The sequence below is a fragment of the Actinoplanes sp. OR16 genome (assembly GCF_004001265.1).
Taxonomy (GTDB): Bacteria; Actinomycetota; Actinomycetes; order Mycobacteriales; family Micromonosporaceae; genus Actinoplanes.
In genome coordinates this window covers 7,782,718-7,800,215 of record NZ_AP019371.1, presented here as the reverse complement: position 1 = coordinate 7,800,215, position 17,498 = coordinate 7,782,718, and the positions used below count along the sequence as shown (strand labels likewise).

Genomic DNA, 17,498 nt, shown 5'->3' with positions numbered 1-17,498 from the left:
TATGAACGATGAGACGGCGGTCATCCCGGCCCTGCCCTCGCTGGAGGAGCCGGACGACCACGACGACCTCTCCAAGGAGCTGGCCGCGGCGGCGCCGAAGCGCTGGTGGAACAGGGGGACGATCGGGCTGGGCGTGGCGGCGCTGCTGATGGGCGGATTCCTCGGCGGGATCCAGGCGCAGAAGCAGTGGGGCGCCACGGAGACGGCGGCCTTCCCCGGTGGCGGCGGGACCCGAGGTGGCTTCCCGTCCGGCCTGTCGGCGAGCGGGATGCCGGGCGGCTTCGGGCAGAACGCGGGTCAGGGCACCGGCCAGGGGACCACCGAGGCCGCCGCCGGCAGCGGGACGGCCGGCAAGGTCAAGCTGGTCAACGGCAAGACGATCTACATCGAGACCGAGGACGGCTCCACCGTCACCGTCAAGACCGACGGCGACACCACCGTCTCGACCGCGAAGAAGGGCAAGCTCAGCGACGTGAAGGCCGGCGACTCGGTCACCGTCGAGGGCGAGAAGGCGGACGACGGCTCGGTGACTGCGACGAGTGTCACCAAGAAGTAGCCATTGATGACCACCTAAGTCATCCCTACAGTGAGCGCATGCTTCACGGGCGGGATGACCTGCTCGCGGCCATCGACGCCAGGCTGGCCGCCGGTGGGGGAGTGGCGTTGTCCGGGCCGCCCGGCATCGGCCGCACCGCACTGCTCGACACCGTCGCCGGCCAGGCCGTGGCGCGGGGGGAACTGGTCCTCCACCTGCGCCCGGCCCGCGGTGAGCGCTCTCTCGCGTACGCCGGGGCAGCCGATCTCGTACGCCAGGTCCCGGCGGAAGCGGTCGCCGCCCTGGCCCCCGCGCCGAGACACTGGCTCGCCGCGCTGCGCCAGGGCCGGCCGCCCCGCACCGGCGGACCGGCCCTGGCGAGGCGCCTCGTCCTGCCCGAGCTGCTGGCCCACTGCGCGCGCCTCAGACCCGTGCTGCTGGTCATCGACGACGCCCAGTGGCTGGACCCGCAGTCCGCCGAGCTGATCGCCTTCGCCATGCGCCGAAGACCCGGGCCGCGCATCCGGGTGATCGCCGCGTCCACCGCGAAGAGCCCGGCCCGGCTCTGCCCCTCCCCGGTCGCCGAGATGCCCGTGCCGCCGCTCGACCCGGACGCGCTGACCGCGCTGCTGGAGGAGAACGGCCTGCCGTGCAAGGTGGCGAGCCGCCTGCATCGGGCGAGTGCGGGGAATCCGTTCGTGGCGCTGGCCCTGAGCAGGGGTGACGAGGCGCGGGAGTGGGCCGTTAACCGCATATCCGAAGTCTCCGAGAAATCGCGGCAGACCCTCGTCATGGCCGCCCTCGCCACCGAGCCGACGACGACGCTGTTGCTGCGGGCCGGCCGCGACGACGCCGAGGCGGAGTTGCGCGAGGCGTCCACCGCCGGGTTGATCCGAATGAACCGGGACAGGATCGCCTTCACTCCACCCCTGCTCGCGCAGATCCTCGCCGACGAAACGCCCGCACGAAAGCGCCAGGAGGTCCACACGGCACTCAGTGACGCCGCAACGGATCCGGTGGAGGCATTACGGCATAGCGCCCTGCGTACGACCGGGCCGGAAGCCTCGGTGGCAGAGGCTCTCGCCGACGCGGCCCGGCGATGCGCGCAGCGCGGAGCCGACCGGACCGCGGCGGAACTCTATGTCCTGGCGGCCGACCGCTGCCCCCATCGCCTCGCCGCCGACCGCCTCGACTGGCTGGTCACCGCGGCGCGGACGGCGATCACCGGCGGATCACCGGCGCTGGCGAGGCGGGCTGCCGAGGCGGTCCTCGCTGCCGAGTCGTCGCCGGCCGCCCACCGGGTCAAGGCCCGCCTCGTGCTGATCGACCTGGCCGGGCAGGACCTCGCCGGCATGGCCGAGACGTTCGCGGCGGCCCTCGCCGAGGCGGGTGACGATCCGGCGCTGCTGGCTCCGGTGCGGCTGCGGCTGACCTGGCGGGCGTTCCTCATGGGTGACGCCGACCGGGCCGCCGAGGAGGCGTTCCTCGCGCGGGACGCCGCGAAGACCGCCGGTGACCCGACGACCGAGGCGATGGCCCTGAGCGCCCTCGCCCAGATCCGGCGTACGCGCGGCGAGCCCCGCTGGCGCGACGATCTGGACCGGGCCCTGGCCCTGCCCGCCACGCCCGCCCCGGACTGGCTGCACTACGGCCCGCAGTACACCGCCGCCCGGTTCGCCCTCTTCGACGACCGCCTCGACGAGGCCCGCGCCGACCTGCTCACCCTGCTCGCCGTCGCCGAGCACGACCGGGTCGGCGAGGCCCGGGTCGAGGTGTTGCGCAGCCTCTCCGAGGTCGCGACCAGGGCCGGGCGCTGCCAGGAGGCCCTGCGGTACGCCCACCGCGCCGCCAGGGCCGCCCAGGAGGCCGGCCTGAGCCCCGGCCCGACCTGGTACACCGCCGCGGTCGCCGAACTCGCCGGTGGCAGCCTGGTCGCCGCCGCCGGTTTCGCCCGCCGGGGCATTCGCGCCTCCGAACAGGAGAGCGACGGCCTCTACCTGCGGCGCAACCTGCACGCCCTGGGTCAGGCCGAACTGCGCAGCGGCGACACCCGGGCCGGGGTGGCGACGCTGCGCCGGCTGCGCGACCTCGAGGCGGAGACGGGCAGCGCCGACCCGATGATCGTCCGCTGGCATGCCGACCTGGCAGCCGGGCTGGCGGCGCTGGGTGAGCACGGCGTGGCCCAGGAGACCCTGATGAAGGCGCGGCTGGTCGCGGGCCGGCTCGGCGCCGTGCCCGCGCTGACCGGATATCTCGACCGGGCCGCCGCCATCGTCGAGTCGGAGTCCGGCCGCCCGGACGACGCCGTGCAGCTCTCCACCGCCGCCGCGAACCTGTTCGAGAGACTGCGCCAGCCGGTCGAACAGGCCCACGCGCTGCTCGTCGCCGGGGGAGCCGAACGCCGCCGCCGTCGCTACGCGGCCGCCCGGGTCGCGATCGGCGCGGCCCTCGCGCTCTTCATGGCCGCCGACGCGCGACCGTGGGCCGAGGAGACCGAACGCGCCCTGATCCGCACCGAGACCCCCGACCAGGGACTGACCTCGACCGAGCTGCGGATCGCCGCGATGGTCCGGGACGGCGCCAGCAACCGGGAGATCGCCGCCCGGCTCTACCTGAGCGTCAAGACCGTCGAGGCGACGCTCACCCGGGTCTACCGCAAACTCGGCGTACGTTCCCGGACCCAGCTGCTGTCACGCCTGGCGGTGTCCGAGATCACCGACCTCAATTGACCAGCGACTTCTTGACTGAGAGTGACCCGGGTTACCGAATCCCCGTGGCCGCCGTCACTTTCGTCGCGAGAGTTTTACCTGGTGGATTTGGGGAAGAAGCGCAACTGCGGGATCGTTGTATCCGGAAGCGACGAGGCTTTCTCCGTCACTATCCGTCGAGGAGTTCGACATGCAGTTTCTCCGCAACGCCCGGACCGCCATCGCCGACCGCCGTGCCGAGCGCCGCGCCCACCGTCAGCTGACGGAGGAGCTCGCCGCGTTCCGTACCGCCGCTGAGCGCAGCGAACTGGACATGATCCTCAGCCGTCACACGGCCGCCGAGACCCGCGAGATCCACGCGATCCTGAACCAGCAGGACGCGGAACGGCGCTATCAGGTGGGTGTCGCCGGGCACTGAAGTGATCCACACTGATCTCCCGGGCCGACGAGGGCCGGCCCGGTGGGTTGCCGACGTGTTGTCCGGACCGTCCCCGGATACCGTCCGCTGACCCGAACCGCCCCTGGCAAGCGAAGAATGCCAGGGGCGGTTCTCTTTTCCGGTTCATTTCGATGGAGATCAAGCTTCCTCACCGATTTTTCAGCGAGCTCGCAGAAAGAACGGGGATCCTGTGAGACATGCTTGAGGTCTCCGCGCTCGGGTGGACAGTCACCATCGGTGTCATCGTCGCCCTGCTCGCCCTCGATTTGACTCTCGGGGTGCTTCGTCCACACGTCGTCGGCTTCCGTGAAGCCGCCGGATGGTCCATCTTCTATATCGCCGTCGCGATCGCGTTCGGTGTCGTCTTCGGAAGCATCGCCGGTTGGGATTTCGGCACCGAGTACTTCGCCGGATACATCGTCGAGAAGAGCCTGTCGGTCGACAATCTCTTCGTCTTCGTGATCATCATGGGCACCTTCGCCGTGCCCGAGCGCTACCAGCAAGAGGTGCTGACGTTCGGCATCATCATCGCGCTGGTGCTGCGGGTCATCTTCATCGCGGTCGGCGCCGCCCTGCTCAGCGCGTTCTCGTTCATGTTCCTGATCTTCGGCCTGATCCTGCTCTACACCGCGGTGCAGCTCTTCCGGCACCGCGACGAGGATCCCAGCGTCGACGACAACGCCCTGGTCAAGGCCGGCCGCCGCTTCCTGCCCATCACCGACGACTACGTCGAGGGCAAGATGATCACCAAGGTCGACGGCAAGCGGATGTTCACGCCGCTCTTCCTGGTCCTGCTGGCCATCGGCGGCACCGACCTGCTCTTCGCCCTCGACTCGATCCCGGCCGTGTTCGGCGTGACCGAGGAGGCGTACATCGTCTTCGTCGCGAACGCCTTCGCCCTGCTCGGCCTGCGAGCCCTGTTCTTCCTGGTCAAGGGTCTGCTCGACCGGCTCGTCTACCTCTCCACCGGCCTGTCGATCATCCTGGCCTTCATCGGCATCAAGCTGGTCCTGCACTGGGCACACAAGGACATCAGCGAATCCGTCCCCGAGGTCAGCACCCCGGTCTCGCTGGGCGTGATCATCGGCATCCTGATCATCACCACGGTTGCCAGCCTGATCAAGTCCAGCAAGGACCCGTCCCTCAAGGCCCATCCCGGCAGCCTCCGAGCCAGCTCCGACCAGCAGCACGCCGACAAGTAACCCGCTTCCCCGAAAGGTCCCGGTGCGTTTTCGCCGGGGCCTTTCCTCGTACGCGAATGACGGCGCTCCCCACCCGCACCGGAGAGCGACGTTCCGGGGCGCCGACGCGGCTCTCCCGTGCGGCGGGGTCAGGCGGTCTGGAAGCTCCGCTTGGAGAGGCCCATCCAGAAGCCGGACACGGACTGGTCGGGGGCGGCGGACGGGTCGGTGGAGGCGCCGAGGGTGAGGAACATCGGGGCGAAGTGCTCGATCGTCGGGTGGGCGTAGGGCATTCCCGGCGCGTGGTCGCGGAACGCGGCCAGCTCGTCGACGGCGCCGCGGGCCAGGGTCTCGGCGGCCCAGGCGTCGAACTCGCGGGACCAGCCGGGCGCTGCCGCGTCGGGGCGCCAGTCGCGCAGGAACGGCAGGCCGTGCGTGGTGAAGCCGGAGCCGATGATCAGGACGCCTTCGTCGCGCAGGGGGGCGAGGCGGGCGCCGAGGTCGAGCAGCCGGTCGGGTTCGAGGGTGGGCAGCGACATCTGCAGGACCGGGATGTCGGCGTCCGGGTACATGACGGTCAGCGGGACGTAGGCGCCGTGGTCGAGGCCGCGGTTCGTCCGGGCGACCGTCTCCGAGTCCGGCATCAGCGCCGCCACCCGATCGGCCAGGGCGGGCGCGCCGGGCGCCGCGTACTGCACCTGGTAGTACTTCTGCGCGAAACCGCCGAAGTCGTAGACGAGCGGCGCCGGGGTGGTGGCGCCGAGCATCAGCGGCGCGGACTCCCAGTGCGCCGACGCCATCAGGATCGCCGTCGGCCGGGGCAGGCCGGCCGCGAGCTCCTGGAGCTGCGCCACCCAGGTCGGGTCGTCGACCAGAGGCGGCGCGCCATGGCTGAGGAAGAGAGCGGGCATCCGCACGGTGGCCTCCTTGAAACTTCAACTTTCAGGATTCGAGCGTATCCCGGCATTGATTGAAGATGCAACTATCCACCGATAAGGTAACTCTGAGTAGTTTCCCCAGGTTCATGATCACGCTGCGCCGAACTTCGCGGCGGCTTCCGGTGACGCCGTATCCAATTCGACACGATTGAATATTGACGAATCGCAACACCGGCTCACCGTTTATTGATCGACGCTCAAATTACCTGCGCAAGACTGTGATCAACAACGCCTACTGTAGAGCCGACATTTGTCTCATCTGGACGTTGCGCCGGACGGCGAGAGCTGGCAGGCTACCTCCGGTCGCGCCGGGGGGAGCGCACAGTAATTGCTTCGTGATTCGTCACCACATTACTCAAGGTGAACAGCGCGGGCATTTCCCAAGGCGACGAGAGGAGAACGAGCAGTGGCGTCCCCGCCGCAGCTACCGCCCGCGGATGACCTCTACCTGACTGCGCACGACACCATACGAGGCAGTTCCCTGCTGTCACCGGCCACGCTCGGCCTGGGTCTCGGCGCGGCTCTGCTCGGTGAATTGATGTTGTGGCGGCGCGTCGACCTCGTCGAGACCGAACTCGTGGTCATCGACGAACGGCCGACCGGCGACGCCGCGACCACCGCCGTGCTGGAGCAGCTGCGTCGCGAGGCGGGTCAGCACGGCGTACGCAACTGGCTCGCGTACCTCTCCACCGGCATCGCCACCGACCTGGTCGAGCGTCGTCTCGCCCGGGTGGGGCTGATCAAGCGGCAGGAGAAGCGTGGTCTGTTCAGCACCAAGGTCTCGTTCGTGCCCGCCGACTCGATGACCGCCGGCTGGCCCGCCACCCGTATCCGGACCAAGGTCTCCCGCGACGAGAACCTCGACGTGGCCGACCTGCTCCTGGCCGGGCTGATCCTCGCCACCGGTCTGGACCAGCACGTCCTCGCGACCCTCAACGCCCGCGACCGGGCCCGCCTCTTCGAGCAGTTCCGCCGGTTCTTCCCAGCCATGTTGCAGCAGCTCGTCGCTCAGGCCGAGGCGGCCGTCGGCGACGCGGTGATGGCCCGGCGCGCCTGAGAACCACAAGCCCCACACAGCACAACCCACCCCCGAAGATCGAAAACCCCTGGAGTCCCGCGTGTCGTCGACCGCAACCCAACCCGGAAGCCAGCTCTCCGACGCACTGGCTCGCGACCGCCTCGGCGTAGCCGCGATCGTCTTCTTCATGATGTCGGCGGCCGCCCCGCTGACCGTGGTCGCCGGCGTGGTGCCGACCGGCATCCTGGTGACCGGCCTGACCGGTTTCCCCATCGCCTTCCTCGCGGTCGCCCTGGTCCTGGCGCTCTTCTCGGTCGGTTACGTGGCGATGGCCCGGCGCATCGCCAACGCCGGCGCGTTCTACGCCTACATCGCGCAGGGTCTCGGCAAGCCGTTCGGCGTCGGCGCCTCCTGGGTCGCGCTGCTGTCCTACAACATGTTCCAGGTCGCCTCGTACGGCGGTTTCGGCGCGATCGCCCAGCCGCTGTTCGTCGACTGGTTCGGTGTGGACGTCCCCTGGTACGTCCTGGCCCTCGCGGCCTGGGCCCTCGTCGCCGTCCTGGGTGTGCGGGACGTCGCCGTCAACGGCAAGGTCCTGGCCACGCTGCTGATCGCCGAGATCGCGCTGACCCTGGTCTTCGGCATCGCAGAGATCTTCACCGACGGCTTCACCCCGTCCACCTCCTCCCTCGACCCCGGAGCCCTGATCGGTGCCGGATCCGGCGCGCTGCTGATCATGGCGGTCACCGGCTTCGTCGGCTTCGAGCAGTCGGTGGTCTTCAGCGAGGAGTCCCGCGACCCCCGCCGCACGGTTCCCCGCGCCACCTACATCGCGATCGCCATGATCGCCGTCGTCTACGCGTTCGCCTGCTGGGCGATGATCTCCGCGGCCGGCGACGGCCTGGTCGACCGGGCCGCCGCCGAGGGCCCCGAGCTCTTCTTCAACCTGGCCGCCGTGCAGCTCGGCGACACCGCCCTGCACCTCGGGCACATCCTGTTCCTGACCTCGCTGATCGCCGCGATGATCTCGTTCCACAACATCATCGCCCGGTACATGTTCTCGCTCGGGCGTGAGGGCGTGCTGCCGCGCGCGTTCGGCCGTACCGTGCCCGGCACCGGCGCTCCGAAGAACGGCTCGCTCGCCCAGTCCGCCGTCGGCCTCGCCGTCATCGTCGCCTTCGCCGTCTTCGGCTGGGACCCGCTGGTCCAGCTCTTCTTCTGGGGTGGCACCAGCGGCGGCCTCGGCGTCCTGCTGCTGGTCACCCTCACCTCGTTCGCCGTGATCGGGTACTTCGCCCGCAACCCCGAGGGCGAGGACCTGCTGCACCGCGTCATCGCGCCGGTGCTCAGCTCGGTCCTGCTGCTCGTGATGTCCTACCTGGCCCTCGACAACATCGCCACCCTGCTCGGCGTGGAGCCCGGCAGCACGCCGGCGATCGTCGTACCGGCGTCCTTCTTCGTGCTGCTGGTCCTGGGCAGCCTGTGGGCGCTCTACCTGAAGTCGGCGCGGCCGCAGGTCTACGCCGGCATCGGCCTCGGCGCCCGCAGCGCCACCACCACCGGCGGCTTCTCGGCCGCGCTCAACAACGACGCCGCGTCCGGCGGCGAGACGGGGTACCACCGATGACGAGCCACGTGATCCGCACCGCCACCGAGCAGGAGATCCCTGCGATCGGCGCGCTGGTCTCGCACGCCTTCGACGATCTGGCAGCGAACCACTACCTGGTTCCGGTCCCGGCCGAGCGGGAGAAGGTCATGGCCGGCTTCTTCACGATCGAGTCGGAGACCGCCTTCAAGCAGGGCCGCATCGACGTGATCGACCACGAGGACGGCGGCTACGCGGCCGTCGCCGTCTGGTTCGACCGGGAGAGCGACCTGCCCGAGATCCCGGGCTACCTCGAGCGTCTCGAGGCGATCACCGGCGAGCACTTCGAGCGCTTCGGCGCCCTCGGCGAGCTGTTCGACAAGAACCACCCGCACGAGGAGCACTGGCACCTCGCGTTCATCGCGGTCCGCCCGTCCGAGCAGGGCCACGGCCTGGGCGGCAAGCTGATGGACCACATGCACGCCGAGCTGGACGCCAAGGGCACCGCGGCGTACCTGGAGGCCACGAACGAGAACAACGTGCGCCTCTACCGCCGCCACGGCTACCAGCCGATGGACCCGTGCGAGATCTACCTGCCGGACGGCACCGCGTTCTACCGGATGTGGCGTACGCCGTCCTGATCGGAGAACGACAGCGAAGTGAAGCCGGGGCGCGCGAGCGCCCCGGCTTTTCGCTATTGACGTAGCGCCCGTCCCGTAATTACATCGAAACCAGGTCCAACCCAGCGTGGCCTGTCGGCTACCGCGGGGTGAACACGCCCATGGCCGGCCGGAAGGACCCGCAGATGTCTGAAGAAGACGCCCGGAGAAGATCCGGCTGGCCGACCCGCGACCGACCCGTGATGAACACGCCCCGGGTGAACCCGCTGGTCCGGCGGGGCAGTTCCGCCGAGCGCCCGTACGACGTGATGGTCAACCCGGAGAACGCCGGCTGGCACTACAGCGGCCTGCGCGTGGTGGTCCTGCCGGTGGGCGGCCGGGTCCGGTTCGTGACCGGCAACGACGAGATGCTGGTGCTGCCGCTGGCCGGGGGCTGCGACGTGGCCTGCGACGACGAACGGCTCACCCTGACCGGCCGCCGCACCGTGTTCTCCCGGGTGACCGACTTCGCCTATCTGCCCCGGGATTCGGCGGTCACCCTGCGCGCGCCGAACGGCGGCCGGTTCGCGCTGCCGTCCGCCCGGGCCACCCGCAAGCTGCCGTTCCGGTACGGGCCGGCCGAGGACGTGCCGGTCGAGATGCGCGGTGCCGGGCAGGCCAGCCGGCAGGTGAACAACTTCTGCACGCCGGAGGCCTTCGAGGCGGACCGGCTGATCGCGTGCGAGGTCCTCACCCCGGGCGGCAACTGGTCGTCGTACCCGCCGCACAAGCACGACGAGGAGGGCCCGGACGAGTCCTGCCTCGAGGAGATCTACTACTTCGAGGTGACGACGTCGCCGGGCGGCGGGCCGGGCTGCGGCTTCCAGGTGGTGAACGGCCACCCGGACCGGCCGATCGACGTCTGCACCGAGGTGCGCACCGGCGACGTGGTGCTGGTCCCGTACGGCTGGCACGGGCCGTCGATGGCCGCGCCCGGCTACGACCTCTACTACCTCAACGTCATGGCCGGCCCCGGCGAGCGTCGCTGGGTGGTCCGGGACGACCCGGCGCACGACTGGGTCCGCGGCCGCTGGCAGGGCCAGGAGATCGACCCGAGGCTGCCGCTGACCTCCACCAGGGAACGGAGGCGAGTGTGAAGCACCGGCTCACCGTCGCGCAGGCGGTCGTCCGTTTCCTGTCCGCCCAGTGGACCGAGCGGGACGGCGCCGAACAACGGGCGGTGGCCGGCTGCCTGGGCATCTTCGGGCACGGCAACGTGGCGGGGATCGGGCAGGCGCTGCTGCAGGCCCAGCGCGAGCACCACGGCAAGACCGAGATGCCGTACATGCTGGCCCGTAACGAGCAGGCCATGGTGCACACGGCCGCCGGGTACGCGCGGATGAGGAACCGGCTCGCCACCCTCGCGTGCACGACCTCGATCGGCCCGGGCGCCACCAACATGCTCACCGGCGCGGCCCTGGCCACCGTCAACCGGCTGCCGGTGCTGCTGCTGCCCTCCGACGTCTTCGCCACCAGGGCGGCCACCCCGGTGCTGCAGGAGCTGGAGGACCCGCGGGCCGGCGACGTCTCGGTGAACGACGCGTTCCGGCCGCTGTCGAGATATTTCGACCGGGTCCAGCGCCCGGAGCAGCTGCCGTCCGCGCTGCTCACCTCGATGCGGGTGCTGTTCGATCCGGCGGAGACCGGCGCGGTCACCCTCTGCCTGCCGCAGGACGTGCAGGCCGAGGCGTACGACTTCCCCGACGAGCTGTTCGCGAAGCGCGTCTGGCACGTGTCCCGCCCGGCGCCCGACCCCCTCGCGGTGGAGCGGGCGGCCGCCGCGATCCGGGGCGCGTCCCGCCCGCTGATCATCGCGGGTGGCGGGGTGATCTACTCCGAGGCGTCCGCGGCGCTCGACCGGTTCGCCCGGGAGACCGGCATCCCGGTGGCCGACACCCAGGCCGGCAAGGGCGCGCTGCCCTGGGACCACCCGAACGCGGTCGGCGGGGTGGGGGCGACCGGCAGCCCGGTGGCGAACCGGCTGGCCAGTCACGCCGACGTGGTGCTCGGCATCGGCACCCGGTACTCCGACTTCACCACGGCCTCGCGCAGCGCGTTCCAGCACCCGAACGTGCGGTTCGTGAACCTCAACGTGACCGCCTTCGACGCCGGCAAGCTCTCCGCGCTGCCGCTGGTCGCCGACGCCCGGGCCGGTCTCACGGCGCTGCGCCCGCTCATGCACGGCCGGCGGTTCACCGGCGACTTCGGCGACGCCGTCCGGCAGTGGCAGGCCCGGATCGATCGGGCGTATGTGCCGGCGAATCGAGATCTGCCGTCCCAGGCCGAGGTGATCGGCGTGGTGAACGAGGCCTGCGGCACCCGTGACGTCGTCGTGCAGGCGGCCGGCAGCCTCCCCGGTGACCTGCAGCGGCTGTGGCGGGCCCGGCACCCGAAGCAGTACCACGTGGAGTACGGCTACTCCTGCATGGGCTTCGAGATCGCCGGAGCGCTGGGGATCAAGCTGGCCGACCCGAGCCGCGAGGTGTACGCGCTGGTCGGCGACGGCTCGTATCTGATGATGGCGCAGGAGATCGTCACGGCGATCGCCGAGGGCGTGAAGCTGATCGTGGTGCTGGTGCAGAACCACGGGTTCGCCTCGATCGGCGCGCTGTCCCAGCAGACCGGGTCACAGCGGTTCGGTACGGCGTACCGCTACAAGAATCCGGCCACCGGCGACTACGACGGCGCCCGGCTGCCGGTCGACCTGGCCGCCAACGCGGAGAGCCTGGGCGCCGCGGTGATCCGCTGCCGGACCGCGGCCGACCTGGCCGAGGGGTTGAAGAAGGCGCGGGAGTCGGAGCGGCTCACCGTCGTGCACATCGAGACCGACCCGCTCGCCGACGGGCCGTCCTCGGAGGCGTGGTGGGACGTGCCGGTCGCCGAGGTGGCCACCCTGCACAGCACGCGTCACGCGCACGCCGGATATCTGGAGGAGAAGAAGCGGCAGCGGCACCACCTGCGACCAGGAGGCCGATAGACGTGATCATCGAACACTGGATCGCCGGCCGCGCGACCGGCGGTCACTCGACGCGACGCGCCCCGGTCTACCAGCCGGCGACCGGCGAGGTGCAGCACGAGGTCTTGCTGGCGGAGAGATCCGACATCGACGCGGCGGTCGCGGCAGCGGAAGACGCCTTCCGCGAGTGGAGCCAGTCCTCCCTCAGCGCCCGCTCTAAGATCCTCTTCAGCTTCCGCGAGTTGATCAACGCGAACGCGCCGGAACTCGCCGAGATCGTATCCAGCGAGCACGGCAAGGTCCTCTCCGACGCGGCGGGTGAGGTCCAGCGCGGACTGGAGGTCATCGAGTTCGCCTGCGGCATCCCACAGCTGCTCAAAGGTGAGTTCTCCGGCCAGGCCTCGGCCGGCGTCGACGTGTTCAGCTTCCGCGAGCCGCTCGGCGTCGTCGCCGGGATCACCCCGTTCAACTTCCCCGCGATGGTGCCGATGTGGATGCACCCGATCGCGATCGCCTGCGGCAACACGTTCATCCTGAAACCCAGCGAGCGCGACCCCTCGTCGGCCGGCTTCGTCGCCCGGCTCTGGCAGCGGGCCGGTCTGCCCGACGGCGTCTTCAACGTGGTGCACGGCGACAAGACAGCCGTCGACGCTCTGATCGGGCATCCCGGTATCGCGGCGGTGTCGTTCGTCGGCTCCACGCCGATCGCCCGTCACATCCATCGCGAGGCGTCCCTCGCCGGCAAGCGCGTGCAGGCTCTCGGCGGCGCCAAGAACCACGCGGTGATCCTGCCCGACGCCGACCTCGACTTCGCCGCCGAACACCTGGTCGCGTCGGCGTTCGGCTCGGCGGGGGAGCGCTGCATGGCGATCTCGGCGGCGGTCGCGGTGGGTCCGGCGGCGGACAGCCTGGTCTCCCGGGTGGCGGACCTGGCGAAGAACATCCGCGTCGGTCCGGGCGACCATCCGGCCTCCGAGATGGGTCCGGTGATCACCGCTGCGGCGCGGGACAGGATCAAAGGCCTGATCTCGGCGGGGGAGCGGCAGGGCGCGACGGTCGCGGCCGACGGCCGCGAGCTTTCCCTTCCCGGGTACGAGGGGGGCTTCTTTCTGGGAGCCACCGTGCTCGACGCCGTCACCACCGACATGGACGTCTACCGCGAGGAGATCTTCGGCCCGGTGCTCTCGGTCGTCCGGGCCGCCGACGCCGATGAGGCGATCACCACGATCAATGCCAATCCGTACGGCAACGGCACCGCTCTCTTCACGTCCAGCGGAGCGGCGGCCCGCACGTTCCAGCGCGGCGTGCGGGTCGGCATGATCGGCATCAACGTCCCCATTCCGGTGCCGATGGCGTACTACTCGTTCGGCGGCTGGAAGGACTCGCTGTTCGGGCAGAGTCCGATCTACGGCCCGGACGGTGTCGCGTTCTACACCCGGGCCAAGGTCGTCACCCAGCGCTGGCCGGTCACCGACACCGCCGCCGAGGCGTCCCTGCACTTCCCGACGGCCCGGTGACCGGCATGCTCCGCCTCGGCAGCTGCCCCGACTCGTGGGGCGTCTGGTACGCCGACGACCCGCGCCAGACCCCGTGGAAACGGTTCCTCGACGAGCTCACCCTGGCCGGCTACCGCAACGTGGAGCTCGGTCCCTACGGCTACCTGCCCACCGATCCGGCACGGCTCGCCGACGAACTCGCGGCGCGCGGGCTGACCTGCGCCGGCGGGACCGTCGGTGGCGTCGGCGGGCCGCACAAGGACTTCCCCGAGGTGCTCGCCGAGACCCGGCGGGTGGCCGGACTGACCGCCGCCCTCGGCGCCGAGAACGTGATCTTCGTGCCGGTGCCGGGCTACCGCGACGACGCCACCGGCGGCTATCTGGAGGCGAGCGAGCTGGCGTACGGGCAGTGGCGCTCGCTCTGCGCCAACGCCGACACGCTCGGCCGGATGCTCGCCGAGGAGTACGGCCTGCGGCTGCGCTTCCACCCGCACGCCGACTACCAGGTGGAGAACCAGGAGCAGGTGGAGCGGTTCCTGGACGGCACCGACCCGCGGTTCGTCTCGCTCTGCCTGGACGTCGGCCACCTGGCCTATCGCGGGGCGGACGTGCTCGGACTGATACGGGCGTACGCACAGCGCGTGGGCTACGTACACCTCAAGCAGATGGACCCGGATCTCGCTGCTCGCGCCGGCGCCGAGGATCTGGCCTTCGGCCAGGCCGTGGCCATGGGCGTGAGCGTGACCGCCCCGGCCGGCGTCCCGGAGATCGCGCCGGTCGTGCGAGCGCTCGCGGAGTTGGACAGAGATCTATACGTTGTCGTCGAACAGGACATGTACCCGGTCGACTTCGACATCCCGTTGCCGATCGCCCGCCGCACGTTCGCCTATCTGACGTCAACAGGGGAGTTCGTATGAATCGTCTTGTGGTCGCGGGCGCCGCGATCCTGCTGCTCGCCGCCGGTTGTAGTGAAGGCGGCCGGGAGGAGCCGGACGCGAACGAGGGCAGCGCCGCCAAGCAGAGTTCCGGGTACACGATCGCCTTCGTCACCCACGAGAGGCCCGGCGACACCTTCTGGGACAAGGTGCGGGCCGGCGCCGAGCAGGCCGCCATCGACACCGGCGTCGATCTGAAGTACTCGAACGACCCGGACGCCGGCAAGCAGGCCACGCTGATCCAGCAGGCCGTCGACTCGAAGGTCCAGGGCATCGCCACCACGCTGGTCACGCCCGAGGCCCTGGCCGGCTCGGTCAAGGCGGCGACCGGCGCGGGCATCCCGGTGGTCGGCCTCAACGCCGGCATCGAGCAGTACAAGGAGCTGGGCGCGCTGATGTACTTCGGGTCCGACGAGACGCTGGCCGGTGAGAGCATCGGCGAACGGCTCGCCACCGCGGGCGCCAAGCACCCGATCTGCGTGATCCACCAGCAGGGTTCGGTGGCACTCGAAGCGCGCTGCGCCGGCGTGAAGTCGAAGGTGGCGGCGACCGAGAACCTCCAGGTCAACGGCGCGGACGACGCGGCCGTCACCACGGCGCTGCAGGCCAAGCTGGCGCAGGACTCGTCCATCGACTACATCGTGACGCTCGGCGCGCCGGTCGCCCTGGACGCCGTCCAGGCCAAGGAGCAGGCGTCCTCGCCGGCCAAGCTGGTCACGTTCGACCTCAACAAGGAGATGGCCCAGGCGATCAAGGACGGGAAGGTCGAGTTCGCCATCGATCAGCAACCGTACGCGCAGGGCTACATGGCGGTGACCTCGCTGTATCTGTACTTGAAGAACGGCAACGACCTCGGTGGCGGCGGGCCGGTGCTGACCGGTCCGTCCTTCGTGGACTCGTCGAACATCGACACGATCCTGCCGTTCACCGAGAAGAACACCAGGTGAGCCGCTCTACCAGCATGGGGAGGGCAGGCCGGCTGCTGGCGCGCCCCGAGGTGGGCGCGCTGGTGGCCGCCGTCGCCATCTTCCTGTTCTTCCTGGCGGTGGCGCCCGCCTTCCGTTCGGCGGGGTCGCTGTTCACCGTTCTCTACCAGTCGTCGACCATCGGGATCGTCGCGGTCGGCGTCGGCATGCTGATGATCGGCGGCGAGTTCGACCTGTCGGCCGGTGTGATCGTCACGTCGGCCGGGCTGGTCAACTCGCTGTTCTGCTGGTACTTCGGCGTCAACCTCTGGATCGGCGCGCTGCTGTCCCTGCTGTTCTGCCTGGCCGTGGGCTTTCTCAACGGATGGCTGGTGATGCGGACGGGGATTCCCAGCTTTCTGATCACGCTCGGCACGTTCTTCGTGCTCCAAGGTGTGAACCTCGGAGTCACCAAGCTGGTGACCGGCTCGGTGTCCTCCACCGACATCGCGGACATCGACGGGTTCTCGTCGCTGCAGGCGGTCTTCGCATCGTCGTTCGGGATCGGTGACGTCACCGTCTGGACCATCGTGCTCTTCTGGTTCTTCTTCGTCGCGCTCTCCGCGTGGATCCTGCAGCGCACCCGGCCCGGCAACTGGATCTACGCGGTCGGCGGGGCCGCGGAGAGCGCTCGGGCCGTCGGTGTGCCGGTGGTCCGCACCAAGATCTCGCTGTTCGTCACGGTGTCGTTCCTCGGCTGGTTCGTCGGGATGCACAACCTGTACCGGTTCAACACGCTGCAGGCCGGCAACGGCGTCGGGAACGAATTCCTCTACATCATCGCGGCGGTGGTCGGCGGCACCCTGCTCACCGGCGGCTTCGGCAACGCCATCGGTGTCGCGATCGGCGCGTTCATCTTCGGCATGACCAGCCTCGGCATCGTCTACGCCGGCTGGGACCCGAACTGGTTCCGCGCCTTCCTCGGCGTGATGCTGCTGCTCGCCGTCCTGGTCAACCACTACGCCCGGAAGTGGGGTTCGCGGTGATCTTCACATGATCGAATTGGTGGGGGCCGGCAAGAGCTACGGGCCGATCCGGGCGCTGCACGACGTGTCGCTGAAGGCCGACGCCGGATCGGTGACCTGCGTGCTCGGCGACAACGGCGCCGGCAAGTCGACGCTGATCGGCATCATGTCCGGGCTGCATCCGCACACGTCCGGCGAGTTACTGGTGGACGGCGTCGCCCGGACGTTCTCCTCGCCCCGGGAAGCGCTCGCCCTCGGCATCGCCACCGTCTACCAGGGGCTCGCCGTGGTGCCGCTGATGCCGGTGTGGCGCAACTTCTTCCTCGGCTCCGAACTGGTCGCCGGCCGGTACCCCCTCGCCTCGTTGCGGATCCGCGAGATGAAACGGATAGCGGACGCCGCCCTGCGCGACATGGGCATCGCGGTGGCCGACATCGATCAGCCGATCGGCACCCTCTCCGGCGGGCAGCGGCAGGGCGTCGCGATCGCCCGGGCGATCCACTTCGGCGCCCGCGTGCTGATCCTCGACGAGCCGACGGCGGCGCTCGGCGTCAAACAGTCGGGCGCGGTGCTCAAACACATCGCCGCGGCCCGGGACGCGGACATCGGCGTCGTCTTCATCACCCACAACCCGCACCACGCCTTCCTGGTCGGCGACCACTTCGTCATCCTCAAACTGGGCTCGGTGGTGCTCGACGCGCGCCGCAGCGAGGTCACTCTCGACCAGTTGACCACCCAGATGGCCGGCGGTGACGAGCTGGAGCAGCTGGCCCACGAACTCGGCCGCCCATCATGACGGCTGGCCCGCCCGACATGATGGTTGGCCCGCCCGACATGATGGTTGGCCCGCTCGACATGATGGTTGGCCCGCTCGACATGATGGTTGGCCCGCCTGACGTGTCGGTTGGCCCGCCCGACATGATGGTTGGCCCGCCCGACATGATGGTTGGCCCGCCTGACGTGTCGGCTGGCCCGCCCTGCATGACGGCTGGCCCGCCCTGCATGACGGCTGGCCCGCCCTGCATGACGGCTGGCCCGCCCTGCATGACGGCTGGCCCGCCCTGCATGACGGCTGGCCCGCCCTGCATGACGGCTGGCCCGCCCTGCATGACGGCTGG

At 70.1% G+C, this 17,498-nt stretch carries 15 protein-coding genes; 14 read left to right on the top strand and 1 reads right to left on the bottom strand.

From position 1 onward, the window contains the following. Position 1: 1 nt before the first annotated feature. The 4 genes from EP757_RS35950 (at position 2) to EP757_RS35935 (ending at position 4,884) form a co-directional block, all read left to right on the top strand. Positions 2-556, top strand: a complete 555-nt coding sequence (locus EP757_RS35950) for a DUF5666 domain-containing protein (RefSeq protein ID WP_127552822.1) — start codon at positions 2-4, stop codon at positions 554-556. 38 nt (positions 557-594) lie between these two features. After that, a complete protein-coding gene (locus EP757_RS35945) occupies positions 595-3,264 on the top strand; it encodes a LuxR family transcriptional regulator (RefSeq protein WP_127552821.1) in 2,670 nt (889 codons plus the stop codon). Between the two features lie 169 nt (positions 3,265-3,433). Beyond that, positions 3,434-3,661: a hypothetical protein gene (locus EP757_RS35940; RefSeq protein WP_127552820.1), complete on the top strand. Its 228-nt coding sequence runs from the start codon at positions 3,434-3,436 to the stop codon at positions 3,659-3,661. Positions 3,662-3,879: 218 nt separating this feature from the next. Continuing rightward, positions 3,880-4,884 carry a TerC/Alx family metal homeostasis membrane protein gene (locus EP757_RS35935; RefSeq protein WP_127552819.1) on the top strand — a complete coding sequence of 335 codons (1,005 nt, stop codon included), beginning with the start codon at positions 3,880-3,882 and terminating at the stop codon, positions 4,882-4,884. A 128-nt stretch (positions 4,885-5,012) separates the two neighbouring features. On the opposite strand, the gene EP757_RS35930 is transcribed toward EP757_RS35935, so the two are convergent. Further along, on the bottom strand, positions 5,013-5,774 hold the full coding sequence (locus EP757_RS35930) for a dioxygenase (RefSeq protein ID WP_127554610.1): 762 nt from the start codon (positions 5,772-5,774) through the stop codon (positions 5,013-5,015). A gap of 433 nt (positions 5,775-6,207) precedes the next feature. Between EP757_RS35930 and EP757_RS35925 the strand changes: the two genes are divergently transcribed. The 10 genes from EP757_RS35925 to EP757_RS35880 all read left to right on the top strand — a co-directional run bounded on the left by EP757_RS35925 (position 6,208) and on the right by EP757_RS35880 (position 17,176). Then, the gene (locus tag EP757_RS35925) at positions 6,208-6,858 is read left to right on the top strand and encodes a GPP34 family phosphoprotein (RefSeq protein WP_127552818.1); all 651 of its coding nucleotides are present in this window, start codon (positions 6,208-6,210) and stop codon (positions 6,856-6,858) included. 61 nt (positions 6,859-6,919) lie between these two features. Next, on the top strand, positions 6,920-8,446 hold the full coding sequence (locus tag EP757_RS35920; protein ID WP_127552817.1) for an APC family permease: 1,527 nt from the start codon (positions 6,920-6,922) through the stop codon (positions 8,444-8,446). After that, positions 8,443-9,045 carry a GNAT family N-acetyltransferase gene (locus EP757_RS35915; RefSeq protein WP_127552816.1) on the top strand — a complete coding sequence of 201 codons (603 nt, stop codon included), beginning with the start codon at positions 8,443-8,445 and terminating at the stop codon, positions 9,043-9,045. Before EP757_RS35920 ends, EP757_RS35915 begins: the two co-directional genes overlap by 4 nt. A 164-nt stretch (positions 9,046-9,209) precedes the next feature. Further along, positions 9,210-10,160, top strand: a complete 951-nt coding sequence (gene iolB / locus EP757_RS35910) for a 5-deoxy-glucuronate isomerase (protein ID WP_232050181.1) — start codon at positions 9,210-9,212, stop codon at positions 10,158-10,160. After that, a complete protein-coding gene (gene iolD, locus EP757_RS35905; RefSeq protein ID WP_127552815.1) occupies positions 10,157-12,040 on the top strand; it encodes a 3D-(3,5/4)-trihydroxycyclohexane-1,2-dione acylhydrolase (decyclizing) in 1,884 nt (627 codons plus the stop codon). The genes iolB and iolD overlap by 4 nt, the downstream gene beginning before the upstream one ends. 2 nt (positions 12,041-12,042) lie before the next feature. Then, positions 12,043-13,536, top strand: a complete 1,494-nt coding sequence (locus tag EP757_RS35900) for a CoA-acylating methylmalonate-semialdehyde dehydrogenase (protein WP_127552814.1) — start codon at positions 12,043-12,045, stop codon at positions 13,534-13,536. A 5-nt stretch (positions 13,537-13,541) separates the two neighbouring features. After that, positions 13,542-14,432 (top strand): sugar phosphate isomerase/epimerase, encoded by an 891-nt coding sequence (locus EP757_RS35895; protein ID WP_127552813.1) that lies wholly within the window; start codon positions 13,542-13,544, stop codon positions 14,430-14,432. Continuing rightward, positions 14,429-15,397, top strand: coding sequence for a sugar ABC transporter substrate-binding protein (locus EP757_RS35890; RefSeq protein ID WP_127552812.1), 969 nt, complete (start codon positions 14,429-14,431; stop codon positions 15,395-15,397). Before EP757_RS35895 ends, EP757_RS35890 begins: the two co-directional genes overlap by 4 nt. Continuing rightward, positions 15,394-16,401 carry an ABC transporter permease gene (locus EP757_RS35885; protein WP_232050180.1) on the top strand — a complete coding sequence of 336 codons (1,008 nt, stop codon included), beginning with the start codon at positions 15,394-15,396 and terminating at the stop codon, positions 16,399-16,401. The genes EP757_RS35890 and EP757_RS35885 overlap by 4 nt, the downstream gene beginning before the upstream one ends. 7 nt (positions 16,402-16,408) lie before the next feature. Beyond that, entirely contained in the window at positions 16,409-17,176 is a 768-nt protein-coding gene (locus EP757_RS35880) for an ATP-binding cassette domain-containing protein (protein WP_127552811.1), read from the top strand. Positions 17,177-17,498 lie beyond the last annotated feature (322 nt).

Coding starts and splice junctions, on each gene's coding strand:
- iolB (WP_232050181.1), top strand. CDS start 9,210: ATGTCTGAAGAAGACGCCCGGAGAAGATCCGGCTGGCCGACCCGCGAC.
- EP757_RS35940 (WP_127552820.1), top strand. CDS start 3,434: ATGCAGTTTCTCCGCAACGCCCGGACCGCCATCGCCGACCGCCGTGCC.
- EP757_RS35950 (WP_127552822.1), top strand. CDS start 2: ATGAACGATGAGACGGCGGTCATCCCGGCCCTGCCCTCGCTGGAGGAG.
- EP757_RS35895 (WP_127552813.1), top strand. CDS start 13,542: ATGCTCCGCCTCGGCAGCTGCCCCGACTCGTGGGGCGTCTGGTACGCC.
- EP757_RS35935 (WP_127552819.1), top strand. CDS start 3,880: ATGCTTGAGGTCTCCGCGCTCGGGTGGACAGTCACCATCGGTGTCATC.
- EP757_RS35945 (WP_127552821.1), top strand. CDS start 595: ATGCTTCACGGGCGGGATGACCTGCTCGCGGCCATCGACGCCAGGCTG.
- EP757_RS35880 (WP_127552811.1), top strand. CDS start 16,409: ATGATCGAATTGGTGGGGGCCGGCAAGAGCTACGGGCCGATCCGGGCG.
- EP757_RS35930 (WP_127554610.1), bottom strand. CDS start 5,774: ATGCCCGCTCTCTTCCTCAGCCATGGCGCGCCGCCTCTGGTCGACGAC.
- EP757_RS35915 (WP_127552816.1), top strand. CDS start 8,443: ATGACGAGCCACGTGATCCGCACCGCCACCGAGCAGGAGATCCCTGCG.
- EP757_RS35890 (WP_127552812.1), top strand. CDS start 14,429: ATGAATCGTCTTGTGGTCGCGGGCGCCGCGATCCTGCTGCTCGCCGCC.